Here is a 14,557-nt window from a genome sequence, read left to right as displayed (position 1 = left end):
GGGAAATATCCAATGCAACAGGAAGCGATTATTCGTGCTTTAGGTGTCCAACCAACAATTGTCCCCGAAGAAGAATACCGAAGACGGAAAGGGTTTTTAAAGTCCTACGCCAAACACGCACGGGCAAATGGTTTCGTGCTTGGCATATCCGGTGGGCAAGATTCTACATTACTGGGAAAGATGGCACAGGAAGCAGTCGAAGAACTTCGCGAAGAAGAAAACGAACATTATCAGTTTATTGCCCTGCGCCTCCCCCACGGGGCACAACAAGATGAAGATGATGCAAACAAAGCGCTCGCGTTTATTCAACCGGATCGCGCGGAAACGATTAATATCCAACCGGCGGTTGACGCCTCCGCAAATAGCTTTGCGCAAGCGTTTGACGAGGAGCTTAGCGATTTTCACAAAGGGAATACAAAAGCCCGGGAGCGTATGAAGGTCCAATATGATGTGGCAGCCGCATTCGGGCTGCTCGTCATCGGAACAGATCATGCCGCGGAAGCGATTACCGGTTATTTTACCAAGCATGGGGATGGCGCTTGTGATATCGTCCCTTTATCCGGATTGAATAAACGACAAGGCAAAGCGCTGTTACGAATGTTGGACGCGCCGGCATCCACCTATATGAAAACTCCGACGGCCGACTTGTTAGATGATCAGCCCGGACTTTCAGACGAAGAAGCCTTAGGATTGACATATAATGAAATTGATGATTTTCTGGAAGGAAAAACCGTTAACAAAAAGATAGAGAATGAACTGATTCATTATTATCGGGTAACCGAACATAAACGACGCACACCTGTAAGCCCTCAAGATGAGTGGTGGGAAATTATATAAAAATAACCGAACAAAGGAGCATGGGGGAAATACGATGCCAATTAAAATTCCGAATGAATTGCCGGCAAAAGATGTACTGCAACAAGAGAATATATTTGTCATGAATGAGAGACGGGCGTATACGCAAGACATCCGTCCGTTGCATATCGTTATCTTGAATTTAATGCCGTTGAAAGAAACGACGGAAACCCAACTTTTACGATTGTTGGGAAATTCCCCCTTGCAAGTGGAGATTACGTTTCTGCATCCGAGCACACACCGGTCAAAAAATACGTCCTCGGAGCATTTGGAAGCTTTTTATAAAAGGTTTGCAGACGTTAAAGATCAGTATTTTGACGGGATGATTATCACCGGAGCGCCGATTGAACGATTATCCTTCGAGGATGTGGACTACTGGAATGAATTAGTTGAAATGTTGGAATGGAGCAAAACCAACGTCACTTCCACATTGCATATCTGTTGGGGAGCACAAGCGGCCCTGTACTACCATTATCAAATACCGAAGGTTGAATTGCCCCATAAACAATTCGGCGTTTACAAACATGAGATTAAAACGATGAACAGTCCGCTTTTGCGAGGATTTGACGATCAATTTTACGTTCCGCATTCACGATATACGACGACGAAAAATGAGGATATTGAAGCGGAAGATGAATTGGTTGTCCTTGCTGAGTCTGAAGACGCGGGCGTATACTTGATCGCCGATTTGAAAGGGAGCAAGGTGTTTGTCACCGGGCACGCGGAATATGAGGCGACAACATTGCGGGATGAGTATCAACGTGACCGAGAACGGGGACTCGATACACAGGCACCGACCGGTTATTTTCCGAGCGAGAATCCGGACAACGATCCGTTACTCCTTTGGAGAGCCCATTCCCATTTGCTCTTTTCCAATTGGTTAAACTATTACGTCTATCAAGAAACACCTTATGAACTACGTTGACCGCTATCCGGTTCGCCCGGAAGATATGAACGTTCAACATTATCCTGAGGCCGGAAACGCCTCACCCCCGCGATTGTTCGTATTGATTCATGGATTCATGTCATCCGCATATAGCTATCAGGCCCTCATTCCCGAATTGCGCCTTTACGGCGAGGTTGTCACCTTCGACCTTCCCGGTTTTGGAAAAAGCAAGAAAACATTGCGATACCGCTATTCGTACGCACAATATGCATTAACGGTAAATGCCATTATAAAGCTCTATGTGACCGAACAAACCGAAGTGATTCCGGTCGGCCACTCGATGGGAGGACAAATCGCCCTCCGTTTGCCAAAAATAATGCCCCGTCTGCCGAAAAAGATTGTGTTGCTCGCAAGCTCCGGAGGCATCGCCCGTCTCCCTTTTTGGTTGCGGGCAGCAACATACCTCCCGTTCTTTTCAACTTGGCTGAGGCGCTATATACGCAAACACGACGTAAGCAATATTTTGCATGAAGTCATCTTTGATTCGTCCATCGTCACAGACAAACACGTATCCGCTTATGAAGAACCATTACGGGAAAAAGCGATGTATCAAGCGTTAACTAAATTTATCCGCCACCGCGAAGGTGATTTAACAAAAACGGAGCTTGCGGAAATTCACGTGCCGGTTCTTTTGCTGTGGGGAGAAGCGGACAGCATCGTACCTTTGAAAGTGGGAGAAAAGCTCGTGGGTGCTTTGCCATGCGCGACACTTTCTACTTATCCGGAAATTGGCCATCTTCTTCCGGAAGAAATGCCGAAGGAAACAGCAAAAGCGATTCGATCGTTCGCAGAATCTTAAATCGAGAAAATTAAACCCGGCCGCGCGGGCCGGGTTTAATTTCGGTATAGGAAAATGGACGAGAGCTGTTTAATCATCGGTGAAACTTGTTGGTACGTTTTTACTGCCGTATCGATTGTTGCCATTGTTTTCTGAACATCTAATTGGCCATTTTCATTCGTAAATCCGGTCATAATTCCGGAGACAGCCGGCGGTCTCGGTTTTTTCCCCGCATTTCCATAGGCGGGCGCCCCGGGACTGCCATAAGGTTGCCCGGAAATCGGCGGCAACGAAGGCGGATAAGGGCGTGGTGGATACATGTAAGGCTCTTCATAATGAGGCGGCCGTGGCCGCTGCTGAGAATGATGGATCATCAATACTCATCTCCTTTCAGAATATTGAAGTAAAGGTCCACATGATCGCTGCAACAAATAACGGAATAACTGCCCGTGTCTACGTATACTGGGAGCGATGTAAGGGTCTCGCATTCTGTCAAAGCTTGATAAGCGGAAACAATGCCCGTTGTTTCATTCACTTGTTTTTCTTCCGTCATTTGTTGAAAGCGGATATGCAAATTGTGATTGTCAATGTAAGTGATTACGTTCTCTGCACGCATCCCTTGGATTGGAAAGCGTAGGATCCAATGCGTTTCTGTTTTAGTTTGCACCGGTGTAAGTGACGATCCAAAAAAACCGGCGTCATTCGTGTACCAACGGCTAAATACCTTTATCGGGAATAGCGAATGTTGCATAGTGTCCCTACTTTCCGTTTTTTTCATTACACTTTAAGAATGTTTAACTTTGTTAAAGGATTAAAGTATAAGTAAAACTAAGGCTTCCGCTATAAGGACTTGGCGGAAGCCAAGTTTTTCTAAAGGTTTTATTAGCGTTACGGTAGCCTATGAAAAACATGTCGGGAATGTTTGGGCGCCTCTCACATAAGTTGAACGACATTGTGATATAACTGTCACAAATCGGTCACAATGATGAAACAAGTTATAAATGTGATGACGTTTGCTGAGTACACCTGCTTTTGTGTTATAATGCCTTCAGCCTGTGGAAGGAAGGAGCTTTTATGTGAAAAGAGTATTAGTAACTGGTGGATTGTCGTTTCTTCTCGCGATTGGACTGGCTGCATGCAACGGCGATGACGAAGAAAACGGAGAAGCAGAAGATACAGAGAACGGAGAAGAGGAGGGCGAGGAACAAGCCAGTGACGCGCTTCCGGAGGAAGAAATGGAAATGCCGGAGCCGGACATTGACTTGGATGACGTCCCTGACCCCGTTGCTGAAGTAAATGAAGAAAGCATCGACAGAGATGAATTTGAAGAGATCTATACGATGCAAGTGGAACAGATCGCGCAAACCCAGATGATGGATATTACCGAGGATGAGGAACAAGACCAAGAATTTCGCGAGGAAATTGCTAATGAACTTGCAAGACAGGAACTGCTTCTTCAAGAAGCGGGTGAGCGCGGAATCGAAGTAAGCGACGAGGACTTGGATGAAGCGATCGAAGAAATGGCCGAAGAAATGGGCCAAGACACAGAAGAATTCTTTGAAGTGATGGAAGAACAGGGCATGTCGGAAGACGAAGTTCATAACATTTTGGAGGAAGATCTTCGCATCGAACAATTAATTGAAGATGAGTTCGGAGAAGTTGAAGTTAGCGATGAAGAATTAGAAGAACTTTATGAAGAGCAAATCGCTATGATGGAAGAACAAATGGGCGATGAAATGGAAGAAGATCCGCCGGAGCTCGATGAAATGGAAGATCAACTCCGGGATCAGGCAGAACAAATGGAAAATCAAGAAAATCGTGAAGCGCTAACGAATGACTTGGAAGAAGACGCGAACATTGAAATACACGTCTAGGAACTTGATGTACACAAAAGGCTTGCCTTCCGGCAAGCCTTTTTATATAATAAATGAAAATAAATTGTTTTCAAATCATTAGCAAATCAAGGACACGTATTTTGTCGATATTAGAAGATATGAATAGATAAAACAAAAATAGACATGTTTATGATGAATAACGCATTATATTATGAGAATACGGGCAATAAACCTTAATTGCTCGATTTGTTTTCATCTTTCGAAAGGAGTATAGTATTTAAAGTATGATGCTGTGCGGGTGAATGATCGTCAAAATCAACAGGACATTCGTAGGGTTTAAACAATGGCCTATTCCAAAGATGAATCGGACGAACATCATAGTTGAATGAGTGAAAAATTTTGATCAAAGCTAACGAAAGTATGATGAAGTTACCATAAGATGAATATGTCCTTGCTGTGAATTTGACCCCTAGCATATTGAGCACCTTATTAAAAAAACAGATCGCCCAAGGAGTGAATTCATTGGCGAAAATCAAGGTTGAGAATTTGACCAAGGTATTTGGGAAAAGGCCGGAACGGGCCATCTCTCTTTTGAAAGAAAACAAGTCGAAAGGAGAAATTCTCGAAGAAACAGGCCTTACCGTCGGTGTAAACAAAGCATCATTTGACGTTCAAGATGGTGAAGTGTTTGTGATTATGGGCTTGTCGGGGAGCGGAAAATCAACGCTCGTGCGTTTGCTCAACCGTTTGATCGAACCGACATCAGGTGCTGTCTACTTAAATGATGACAACTTGGCGGAAATGAACGAAAAAAAATTGCGGACGATTCGCCGCCGGGACATGAGCATGGTGTTTCAGAAATTTGGCCTCTTCCCTTTTCGAACGATTCAAAGCAATGTGGAGTATGGGTTGGAAGTACAGGGATTTGAACGGGAGGAAAGAAGTAAAAAAGCGGGTGATGCCCTGAGGCTCGTTGGCTTGGAAGGGTATGAAAACATGTATCCCGAAGAATTATCGGGCGGGATGCAACAACGTGTAGGACTTGCCCGCGCCCTGGCCAATGATCCGGAAATTCTTCTTATGGATGAAGCATTTTCGGCACTCGATCCTTTAATCCGAAAAGACATGCAAGATGAACTGATGGATTTGCAGGAAAACATGAAGAAAACGATTATATTTATCACGCACGATTTGGATGAAGCACTCAGGATTGGAGATCGGATTACGATTATGAAAGACGGAGCCATCGTACAAATCGGAACTCCGGAAGAAATTCTTACGAATCCGGCCGATGAGTACGTTGAGAAATTCGTAGAAGATGTAGACCGTTCAAAAGTATTCACGGCACAAAATGTCATGACGAGACCTGAAACCGTCCAGCCGGAACGGGAAGGCCCGCGCGTCGCTTTGCAGCGCATGCGCAATTCAGGCATCTCAAGCATTTATGCCATTAAACGCGACCGGGAACTGATAGGGATTGTCCACGCGGACGAATTATCCCAACTCGTGGATAAAGGAGTCGATGATTTCAAGGGTGTTATCCACAATGATGTGCTGAGAGTAGAACTTGAAACGCCCGTTACCGAAGTGATCGATCTTATCAAAAACAGCAAAGTGCCCGCGGCCGTTGTCCAAGACGGAAAACTTCGCGGTATTATCGTGCGAAGCTCAGTGCTCGGTGCGCTAGCAGGAGGAGAGGTGAATGTCAATGGATCTATTTCCGAGCCTTCCTCTAGCTGATTGGATTGAGCGTTTCGTTGATTGGTTGACGAACGCGGATGTGATATTTGATTCAATTGATGCTTTAATCGCTTGGATACTGAGCGCTTTAACGACGATTATGGACATTGTGCCTATTCCGGTTGTGATTATTGGGATTCCCCTTCTTACCTTTTTCTTTGCCGGCAGGAAGATTGGTTTAAGTCTGTTCGTCTTTTTCGGCTTATTGCTTATCGATAATCTCCAATTTTGGAATGACATGATTCTTATGCTTTCCATCGTGCTGGCAGCGACATTTATTTCCGTTTTGGTCGGGATACCGATTGGCATTTGGATGTCAAAAAGCAGGACGGTTGAAGCAATCATTAAACCGATCCTGGACTTCATGCAGACATTGCCGCAGTTCGTTTATTTGATCCCGGCGGTTGCCTTTTTCGGGATCGGCATGGTGCCGGGGTTATTGCATCTGTCATCTTTGGAATGCCTCCAACGATACGTTTAACGAATTTAGGCATTCGGGAAGTATCTTCAGAGGTTACTGAAGCCGCGGACGCGTTTGGTTCCACACCGTCGCAAAAACTATATAAAGTGCAATTGCCCATGGCCAAGACAACGATTATGGCCGGGGTCAACCAAACGATTATGTTATCCTTATCGATGGTTGTCATTGCCTCGATGATCGGTGCTGACGGCCTCGGGGATGTTGTCTATACAGCGGTCGGACGAAATGATGTGGGCAGTGGTTTCGAAGCCGGTATCGCGATCGTTGTCGTGGCGATCATTCTTGACCGCTTAACCGCCGGTTTTCAACTCAAAAAGAAAAAATAGAACATTTCTTCCCTGCCGCTGGCAGCGCGCAGGGGGGTTAATTAACATAATAGAAAGGGAGAGGTGTTAGTCGATGATTAAGCACTGGAAACGTCTCGGTATTGCCACCGGACTTTCGCTTACACTTGTTGCCGCCGGTTGCGGTGCAGATGATGAAGGGGATGACGCAGGCGCCGAAGACGACAATGGGGACGCTGAAGAAACAGAAGCGGACGACGATGATGACGATGATGCGAACGGTGAAGCAGGCGCGGATTACGGAGAAGAAGTTGATCATACAATCGTCGGCATTGACGGAGGTTCAGGCGTTGTACAATCAACGGAACAAGCTATTGAAGATTACGGGCTGGACGAGTGGAACGTACAGACAAGCTCTGATCCCGCGATGATTCAGGAGTTGGATAACGCTTATCAAAATGAAGACCCTGTTTTCATCACCGGATGGACGCCGCACTGGAAATTTCAAGAGTATGACCTAGAGATCCTTGATGATCCGGAAGGCTCGTATGGGGATGCCGAAAGCATCCATACGATCGCGCGTGAAGGACTCGAAGACGAGCACCCGGATGCATATCAAATTCTGGATAGCTTTGAATGGGTAGAAGAGGACATGGAAGAAGTCATGCTTGAAATTCAAGATGACGTAGATGAAGCCGAGGCTGCCCAAAACTGGGTGGATGCCAATGAAGATATGGTATCCGAATGGACAGACGGCGTAGATGAAGATGCAGGAGAAGGCGAAACCCTCACCCTTTCCCTCGTTGCTTGGGATACGGAAATTGCTTCCACCAATGTAATTGCAAACGTCCTTGAAAGTGTTGGTTACGAAGTTGAGATGAACCAGATGGAAGCAAACCCTGTGTTTCAATCTGTGGCTGACGGTGATGCTGATGCATCCGTTGCTGTATGGTTGCCACATACACACGAAGATTATCATGAGGATTATCAGGATGAATACGAAGATCTTGGACCAAACATGCCAGATGGCGCGCAACTTGGTTTGACCGTTCCGGCTTATATGGATATTGAATCGATTGAAGATCTGCAAGAATAAAATAAGCCGGTCAGCCCAAAGATGAATGTCTTTGGGCTGATTACATAACATAAGCGAAAAGGAGTTTGGCTATGAGTAAGTATTTAACACGTTTGGGTTTACTGACAAGTCTATCCGTCATCCTTGTAGCCGCCGGTTGCGGCGCGGATGATGATGGAGAGGACACGGGCGACGGCGAAGCAGCCTCGGAATATGCCGAAGAAATGGATTACACGGTTACCGGCATAGACCCGGGAGCCGGAATCATGGAGGCCGCTGAACAAGCGCTCGAGGATTATGATAACCTTGATGACTGGACGCTACAATCAAGTTCGGAAACCGCGATGATCGCTGAGATGGAAGAAGCCCTTGAAAATGAAGAACCAATCGTTATCACTGGATGGGATCCTCACTGGAAATTTGTTGATCACGACCTTAAATATCTTGACGATCCGGAAGGGTCATTTGGGGAACCGGAGGATATTGATACACTCGCCCGTGAAGGATTGCAAGATGACCATCCGGAAGCCTATGAAATCTTGGAGAATTTTGAATGGACAGCTGATGACATGGCGGAAATCATGTATGACTTAGTTGTTGAAGGAACCGATGAATTCGAGGCAGGGCAAGACTGGATTGACGAAAACGAAGATACCGTTAACAGTTGGACCGAAGGCGTGGACGAAGTGGATGGTGAAACGTTCGAAATCGTTCACGGTCCGTGGGAAACGGATTTGTCCACGGTGGGCATGATGGTCCCTGTATTGGAAGACATGGGCTATGACGTGGAATTGACCAATGTGGAAGCGAACTATATGTATTCAGCGGTCGCAGATGGCGATGTCGATGCCATGATTAGTGCATGGTTACCCAACACACATGGCGCATACTATGACCCTATCGAAGATGACGTAGAGAATTTAGGTGCGAATATGGATGGGGAAGCCGCGCTAGGATTGGTTGTACCCGAATATATGGATATTGACTCCATTGAAGATTTATAAGCAATAAACCCGAGGGATCGCGGATAACGTCCCTCGGGTTTTTCTTTTTATAGATGATGTGCTAGGATAAAAATAGGAAAAAAGAATCAAAATAAGGGAAAGGGGGAAGTGCCAAGTATGCAGCTTGCGCCACAATAGATATGAAAGAACAAACGTCCGTTTTTTCCGAAACAACGGAGTCACAAGAGGCCGATCAGCTTGAAGTGATTCTTTACGAGGTGGGTGACGTTTTATTCGCGATTGATATTCTCAATGTGAGGGAAATTATTCAAACGTCGGAAGTCGCGGAATCACCAAACCGGCATCCTTATGTTGATGGAGTCGTCCAATTGCGGGATGAATGGATCCCGGTTGTCAACCTTGCCACTGTTCTTAATGTAAAGACCCATGAAGCAAGCAAAGAAAACAAATTTATGATTTTGGAAGAAAGCCGGAACAAAATGGCTTTTCACGTGCAAAGGGTCACGAAAATTTGGCGTCTCCGGTGGTCAGACATCGAGGCCCCCGATGAGTTAGCAAAAGGATTGGAATCCAACGTATCAGGCGTGCTCCGTATTGACGGCCGTATCGCGTTCATGTTGGATGAAGAGAAAATCATGATGGATATTATTTCTGAAACTGTTATCAAACAGGATTATAGGAAACGATTCCGTTAACACAGACACCCCCCAAAACCTCAATGAAACCTCGGAATCATCACGGCGCTCTGATTACAGAGTGCTTTTTTAGTTTTGGGCTAAAGCACATTGTTATATAAAATTATAAATTTATCTTGACTGTATTATAACAATGCCTTACAATAAACTTAACAAAACAAAGGGGATGATCCATATGGCAAACACAGAGGAAAGAAGAGAGCAAAATCATGAGCCTGTATCAGAACAGAAAACAGTTATTGAATTGATCAATGACTATCATGGTTAATCACACGTTGGAAAAATAGCAATCTTCATTTTCATTGTTTCTCAGTCAAATAAATGTGTGTTGCTCTCCCATGTATGCTAAAATGATGAAAGCCCAATGATTTTAGGGAGAGATGCACAATGGAAGAGAAAGAAAATTTATTTGAAATCGGAGAAACCGTAAAATATGAAGGAGAACTGTTGAAAGTGATCGCCGAGCATGAACGGACGATTGTAGCCGAGTTTAATCGCTTTCCGATCCCGGAACGATCGGAAGAATTTCCTTTTCAACGAATCGTCATTCGAAAAGAGAAAGCAAAGCGAGAAGGCTGATAAGCGATAAGAAAAGACCTCCCATAAAAATGGGGGGTCTAACTTTTGTGATGTTGCTAATGAAGGTCGCTTTTGAACTTTCCCCCGTGCACCTCTTGCGCATTCATGACCGTAATAAATGCTTCTTTATCGATTTCAAAAACGATGGATTTTAATTTCATCACTTCCAAACGGGTGACAACGATGTACAACACTTCTTTGTCGCTATGGGTGAAGGCGCCTTGCCCGTCCATGACCGTTAACGATCGCCCCAAGCGATGCACGACCGCGGAACTGAGCTGCGCATACTTATTGGAAACGACGACGACCGCTTTTGTCTCGTCGATACCCTGTATGACTGCATCAATCGTTTTCGATGCCACGAAATAAGTGATGACCGACAGCATCGCTTGTTCCCACCCGAACACAAACCCGGCCCATGTGAAAATAAAAATGTTGATAAACATGATAAATTCCCCGACGGAAAAAGGGACATTTTTTGTCAGTAAAATGCCGAGAATTTCCGTTCCATCCAACGCCCCGCCGTAGCGGATTACGATCCCTATCCCGGCTCCGAGAATAAAACCCCCAAACAGTGTCGTGATCATTGGTTCATGGATGAAAGTCGTAAATTGATGAAGCTGTTGCTCCGTAATCGCCAGGATGACAATCCCATACAAAGACGTTAGGAAAAAAGTCGTTCCTACTTGTTTTAATCCAAATAACAAAAAGGGTATATTAATAACGAGCACGAGAATGCCGAAGCCCAAACCGGTTAATTCATTCAATATTAACGAGACGCCGATAACCCCGCCGTCAATGACAGAATTCGGGATCAAAAAAAGTTGAATCGCGACGGCTGTTAAAATAGCGCCGCATGTAACCATAAAACACCGGTATATAAAACGTGCAATGCTTTCCTTTCGTTTTGTTGAAAACATGACAGATGACCTCACAAACAATTATGATGTAGACAAGCACTAATACCAAATATATCGCCGGTGCCCTGAAAACATGCTTATTTTTTCTATAAAGCGGCACACGAAGGAGTTTTTTCATGGATAAGCAAAACATCCACGGGCAGACGTTGGAAGCGTGGATCGAGCGCCATCCTGCTCTTGAAAGAATCATACGGGCGGAAGAAGTCGTCTGGTTAAATCCAAAATACCGATCGTTTAACGATTATAAAGCGTCTCTTTCGCTATCCCTGGAGGATATAAAAGAAGCGGCAGCAAGATTCAGGCGTTTCCAACCGCTGATTGCAACATTGTTCCCGGAAACAGCAGACGATGATGGTTTAATTGAATCAAGCATTATCCAAATCCCGAAGATGCAATCCGATTTATCGAAGCATTACGGTGTGGATTTACCCGGAAAACTATGGGTGAAAGCCGATCACGAACTGCCAATTGCCGGATCCATAAAAGCGCGCGGAGGGATTTATGAAGTATTAAAGTTCGCGGAACACTTGGCGTTGGAGCATGGCTTGCTGCAAACAAGCGATGATTACAGCTTGCTTGCCGGCGCGGGTCCCTGCGCGTTGTTTCAACAATATGGCATCATGGTTGGCTCGACCGGAAATCTCGGCTTAAGCATTGGAATCATGAGTGCGAAACTCGGGTTTAACGTGGACGTCCATATGTCCGCGGATGCGAAAGAGTGGAAGAAGGAAACGTTACGGAGCGTTGGAGCCACCGTCGTTCAGCATACAGATGATTTTTCCGGGGCGGTTGCGGAAGGGCGAAAAGCCGCTGAAGCGGATTCCCATGTTTATTTTGTTGATGATGAATGGTCCCGGGACTTGTTCATGGGGTACGCGGTCGCTGCGCTTCGAATAAAAAAACAGTTGGAAACCGCGCGCATTCAAGTCGATGAAGCCCATCCATTGTTCGTCTATTTGCCATGCGGGGTCGGTGGTGGGCCGGGAGGTGTCACCTTTGGCTTGAAACAAGTCTTTGAGGATGCCGTCCATTGTTTTTTTGCAGAGCCGACGGAATCACCGGCGATGTTTCTCGGTTTATTGACAGGCATGCATGAAAAAGTGAGTGTAGGAGATTTCGGATTGAGCAACCATACCGTTGCCGATGGGCTGGCGGTAGGGAGACCTTCAGGTGCTGTCGGAAAAATAATCGAGAAGATGGTCAGTGGCATGTATACAGTTCGGGACGAACATCTTTACCAACTTTTGCGGCAGTTAATGGATGCTGAAGAAATGTATCTGGAGCCGTCCGCGCTCGCCGGGTTTCCTGGTCCTTACAACTTGATTGGAACGGCGGCGGGAAAAGAATACTTGAAGCAACAAGGACTCGATGAAGAAAAATTCGCCAATGCCACGCATTTGCTCTGGGGTACCGGCGGCAGTATGGTTCCGGATGACGTGAGACAAGCGGATGACCAAATTGCACGGAAAAAATAATCATGGAAAGGCAAAACCATCGAGAAACGTTTTGTCTTTCTTTTTTTGTTCAATATAGTGTGCTATTATTTACTATAAGGAATAATAGGGGGGTGAGGTTCATCGACATACACGAACGGGTAGGGCAAAACTTGCAACGAATCAGAAAAAGAAAAGGGTGGACGTTTGACAAAATTGCCGAATGCACCGGTGTCAGCAAGGGCATGCTTTATCGCATCGAAAAAGGGGAGACCCAGCCGACGATCACGATCGTGTGGCGAATTGCCACCGGTCTAAATGTGTCGTTCTCTTCCTTGATTAAACAAGAAGCCGAAGTTGTCAATATTGTGGAACAAAAACAAACACCCGATTTGGAGGAAGACAATGGTCGTTGCCGTCTATACCTTATTTTTCCCTTTGATCCCGAAACGCAATTCGAAGTGTATACGATGATTTTACGGCCGGGCGCCAATTATCACTCTTTGCCGCATCTTGATGGGGTGCGCGAATACATTACCGTGAAGGCCGGAGAATTTGAAATCACCCTTCATGACAAGACATACATGTTGGATGAAAAGAAAAGTATTCAATTTTCGGCAAATGTTCCCCACCAATATGAAAATAAAGCCGATACGGAAACGGTTTTGCAAGTGATTATGTACTATGCGGACGAAGGATGACAGCGATGAGAGAAGAACATCTAGAAGAAATGCACAGCACTACATATTCAGAGGATTATTGGCATGGGTTAAAGCTTGCTGTCCCGGTCATTCTCGGGTACTTGCCAATCGCTATTTCATTTGGGGTACTCGCTGTGCAAACGGGGCTTTCGTTTTTTCATGCATTATTGATGTCCATGACCGTTTATGCCGGAGCCAGTCAATTTATGGCGCTGAACATGTTAGCGATTGGAACGGTCGGCCTCGAGATCATACTGGCAACATTTATTTTAAACGTGCGCCATTTTGTCATGAGCATTTCTTTGTTCAGCAACTTGCAGCACATTCCGAAACGATGGCAAGCCATACTTGCCCAAGGGATTACGGACGAGAGTTTCGCACTCGCCTCTCTTAAACAAAAAGAACTCGGCACTCATCCGTCTGCTGCCATTTACTTAGGCATTTTTTCCGGTGCATTTGGGATGTGGGTCATTGGCACGGGGATTGGCGCTTTGATCGGTAATGTCGTCCCCGATGCGTTAAGCGATAGCATGGGGATCGCCCTCTACGCGTTATTTATCGGCTTGCTCGTGCCGGCGATTCGCGCTTACCGGAAAATAGGGCTCATCGCGGCCGGAAGCGCCGGGCTTTGTTGGATTTTTTCGCTTTATTTGTCGGAAGGGTGGGCGATTGTGCTAGCAACCGTGTTCGGAAGTTTGATCGGTGTGTGGATGCTTGAGGAGGATAAAGAATGACGTTAACGCTTATCATTATTGCGATGGCACTTGTTACTTATCTGCCGAGAGTGTTGCCAGTATTTATTATGGATCACCTGCAATTTCCCGGGTGGGTGAACAAGTGGTTAAAAGCAATCCCTTACGCGGCGCTCGGCGCCTTGATCGTACCGGGAATATTTACGGTGGAACCGGGAGCGCCGGTTGTCGGGGTCATCGGCGGGCTTGTGGCAGCTGTGATTGCTTATTTCAGAGGACATATCATGATCGTTATTATTGCAGCGATCGCGGCGGCATTTATTATTCAGAGGTTTTGATGGGGAGGGGGGTGAATTAGTCGCGCCTCTCCTTTTGTGTTGAATGGGCATTTTGATTTCCATTATATTAATTTTCATAATCATTCAATATAACCGCCGTATTTCAATTGCAGTTATGTTATAATTAGGAGCGTAATATATCTAAAAAATTAAAAAAAACTAAACAATGAATAAAGATGTAACGTCTGAGATGGGGTTAAAGCGTGTCAACTATTGGACATGACAAGGAATGGTTGTCCA

Annotated in this window: 16 protein-coding genes and 1 pseudogene; 14 read left to right on the top strand and 3 right to left on the bottom strand. The window is 45.6% G+C overall.

The annotated features are described in order from the left end of the window. Positions 1 to 12: 12 nt before the first annotated feature. From nadE to HUG15_RS12080, 3 genes are read left to right on the top strand one after another with little or no spacing between them, the layout of a single operon-like run. Positions 13 to 837, top strand: a complete 825-nt coding sequence (gene nadE / locus HUG15_RS12090; protein WP_200123357.1) for an ammonia-dependent NAD(+) synthetase — start codon at positions 13 to 15, stop codon at positions 835 to 837. 34 nt (positions 838 to 871) lie between these two features. Next, on the top strand, positions 872 to 1,780 hold the full coding sequence (gene metA / locus HUG15_RS12085) for a homoserine O-acetyltransferase MetA (RefSeq protein WP_200123356.1): 909 nt from the start codon (positions 872 to 874) through the stop codon (positions 1,778 to 1,780). Then, entirely contained in the window at positions 1,767 to 2,600 is an 834-nt protein-coding gene (locus HUG15_RS12080; protein ID WP_200123355.1) for an alpha/beta fold hydrolase, read from the top strand. Before metA ends, HUG15_RS12080 begins: the two co-directional genes overlap by 14 nt. 35 nt (positions 2,601 to 2,635) lie before the next feature. Here the strand turns inward: HUG15_RS12080 and HUG15_RS12075 are convergent, their stop codons facing one another. Then, positions 2,636 to 2,953 carry a YppG family protein gene (locus HUG15_RS12075; RefSeq protein WP_200123354.1) on the bottom strand — a complete coding sequence of 106 codons (318 nt, stop codon included), beginning with the start codon at positions 2,951 to 2,953 and terminating at the stop codon, positions 2,636 to 2,638. Then, positions 2,953 to 3,330, bottom strand: a complete 378-nt coding sequence (locus HUG15_RS12070; protein ID WP_200123353.1) for a hypothetical protein — start codon at positions 3,328 to 3,330, stop codon at positions 2,953 to 2,955. The genes HUG15_RS12075 and HUG15_RS12070 overlap by 1 nt, the downstream gene beginning before the upstream one ends. A gap of 325 nt (positions 3,331 to 3,655) precedes the next feature. On the opposite strand from HUG15_RS12070, the gene HUG15_RS12065 reads away from it, so the two are divergent. From HUG15_RS12065 to HUG15_RS12035, 7 genes and pseudogenes are all read left to right on the top strand, one after another. Next, positions 3,656 to 4,453 carry a SurA N-terminal domain-containing protein gene (locus HUG15_RS12065; RefSeq protein ID WP_200123352.1) on the top strand — a complete coding sequence of 266 codons (798 nt, stop codon included), beginning with the start codon at positions 3,656 to 3,658 and terminating at the stop codon, positions 4,451 to 4,453. Positions 4,454 to 4,936: 483 nt separating this feature from the next. After that, positions 4,937 to 6,154 carry a quaternary amine ABC transporter ATP-binding protein gene (locus HUG15_RS12060; protein ID WP_200123351.1) on the top strand — a complete coding sequence of 406 codons (1,218 nt, stop codon included), beginning with the start codon at positions 4,937 to 4,939 and terminating at the stop codon, positions 6,152 to 6,154. Beyond that, positions 6,123 to 6,961, top strand: a pseudogene (locus tag HUG15_RS12055) (ABC transporter permease). Before HUG15_RS12060 ends, HUG15_RS12055 begins: the two are co-directional and overlap by 32 nt. 73 nt (positions 6,962 to 7,034) lie before the next feature. Continuing rightward, positions 7,035 to 8,015 carry a glycine betaine ABC transporter substrate-binding protein gene (locus HUG15_RS12050; protein WP_200123350.1) on the top strand — a complete coding sequence of 327 codons (981 nt, stop codon included), beginning with the start codon at positions 7,035 to 7,037 and terminating at the stop codon, positions 8,013 to 8,015. Positions 8,016 to 8,086: 71 nt separating this feature from the next. Continuing rightward, positions 8,087 to 8,998: a glycine betaine ABC transporter substrate-binding protein gene (locus HUG15_RS12045; RefSeq protein ID WP_200123349.1), complete on the top strand. Its 912-nt coding sequence runs from the start codon at positions 8,087 to 8,089 to the stop codon at positions 8,996 to 8,998. Positions 8,999 to 9,138: 140 nt separating this feature from the next. Then, positions 9,139 to 9,654, top strand: a complete 516-nt coding sequence (locus tag HUG15_RS12040) for a chemotaxis protein CheW (RefSeq protein ID WP_200123348.1) — start codon at positions 9,139 to 9,141, stop codon at positions 9,652 to 9,654. Positions 9,655 to 10,041: 387 nt separating this feature from the next. Then, positions 10,042 to 10,233 (top strand): hypothetical protein, encoded by a 192-nt coding sequence (locus HUG15_RS12035; protein ID WP_200123347.1) that lies wholly within the window; start codon positions 10,042 to 10,044, stop codon positions 10,231 to 10,233. A 56-nt stretch (positions 10,234 to 10,289) separates the two neighbouring features. Here the strand turns inward: HUG15_RS12035 and HUG15_RS12030 are convergent, their stop codons facing one another. Beyond that, positions 10,290 to 11,153: a YitT family protein gene (locus HUG15_RS12030; protein WP_200123346.1), complete on the bottom strand. Its 864-nt coding sequence runs from the start codon at positions 11,151 to 11,153 to the stop codon at positions 10,290 to 10,292. Positions 11,154 to 11,269: 116 nt separating this feature from the next. Here HUG15_RS12030 and dsdA point away from each other — a divergent pair, with 116 nt between their 5' ends. The 4 genes from dsdA (at position 11,270) to HUG15_RS12010 (ending at position 14,317) form a co-directional block, all read left to right on the top strand. Next, positions 11,270 to 12,628: a D-serine ammonia-lyase gene (dsdA, locus tag HUG15_RS12025; protein WP_200123345.1), complete on the top strand. Its 1,359-nt coding sequence runs from the start codon at positions 11,270 to 11,272 to the stop codon at positions 12,626 to 12,628. 92 nt (positions 12,629 to 12,720) lie between these two features. Next, the gene (locus HUG15_RS12020; RefSeq protein WP_211202218.1) at positions 12,721 to 13,287 is read left to right on the top strand and encodes a helix-turn-helix domain-containing protein; all 567 of its coding nucleotides are present in this window, start codon (positions 12,721 to 12,723) and stop codon (positions 13,285 to 13,287) included. Between the two features lie 5 nt (positions 13,288 to 13,292). Beyond that, entirely contained in the window at positions 13,293 to 14,021 is a 729-nt protein-coding gene (locus HUG15_RS12015; protein ID WP_200123343.1) for an AzlC family ABC transporter permease, read from the top strand. Further along, positions 14,018 to 14,317 (top strand): AzlD domain-containing protein, encoded by a 300-nt coding sequence (locus HUG15_RS12010; protein WP_200123342.1) that lies wholly within the window; start codon positions 14,018 to 14,020, stop codon positions 14,315 to 14,317. Before HUG15_RS12015 ends, HUG15_RS12010 begins: the two co-directional genes overlap by 4 nt. The last annotated feature ends 240 nt before the right edge of the window (positions 14,318 to 14,557 follow it).

The sequence above is a fragment of the Salicibibacter cibarius genome, assembly GCF_016495725.1.
Classification (GTDB): domain Bacteria; phylum Bacillota; class Bacilli; order Bacillales; family Marinococcaceae; genus Salicibibacter; species Salicibibacter cibarius.
Note: the sequence above shows the minus strand (reverse complement) of the source record. Positions and strands in the feature narration are given on the sequence as shown.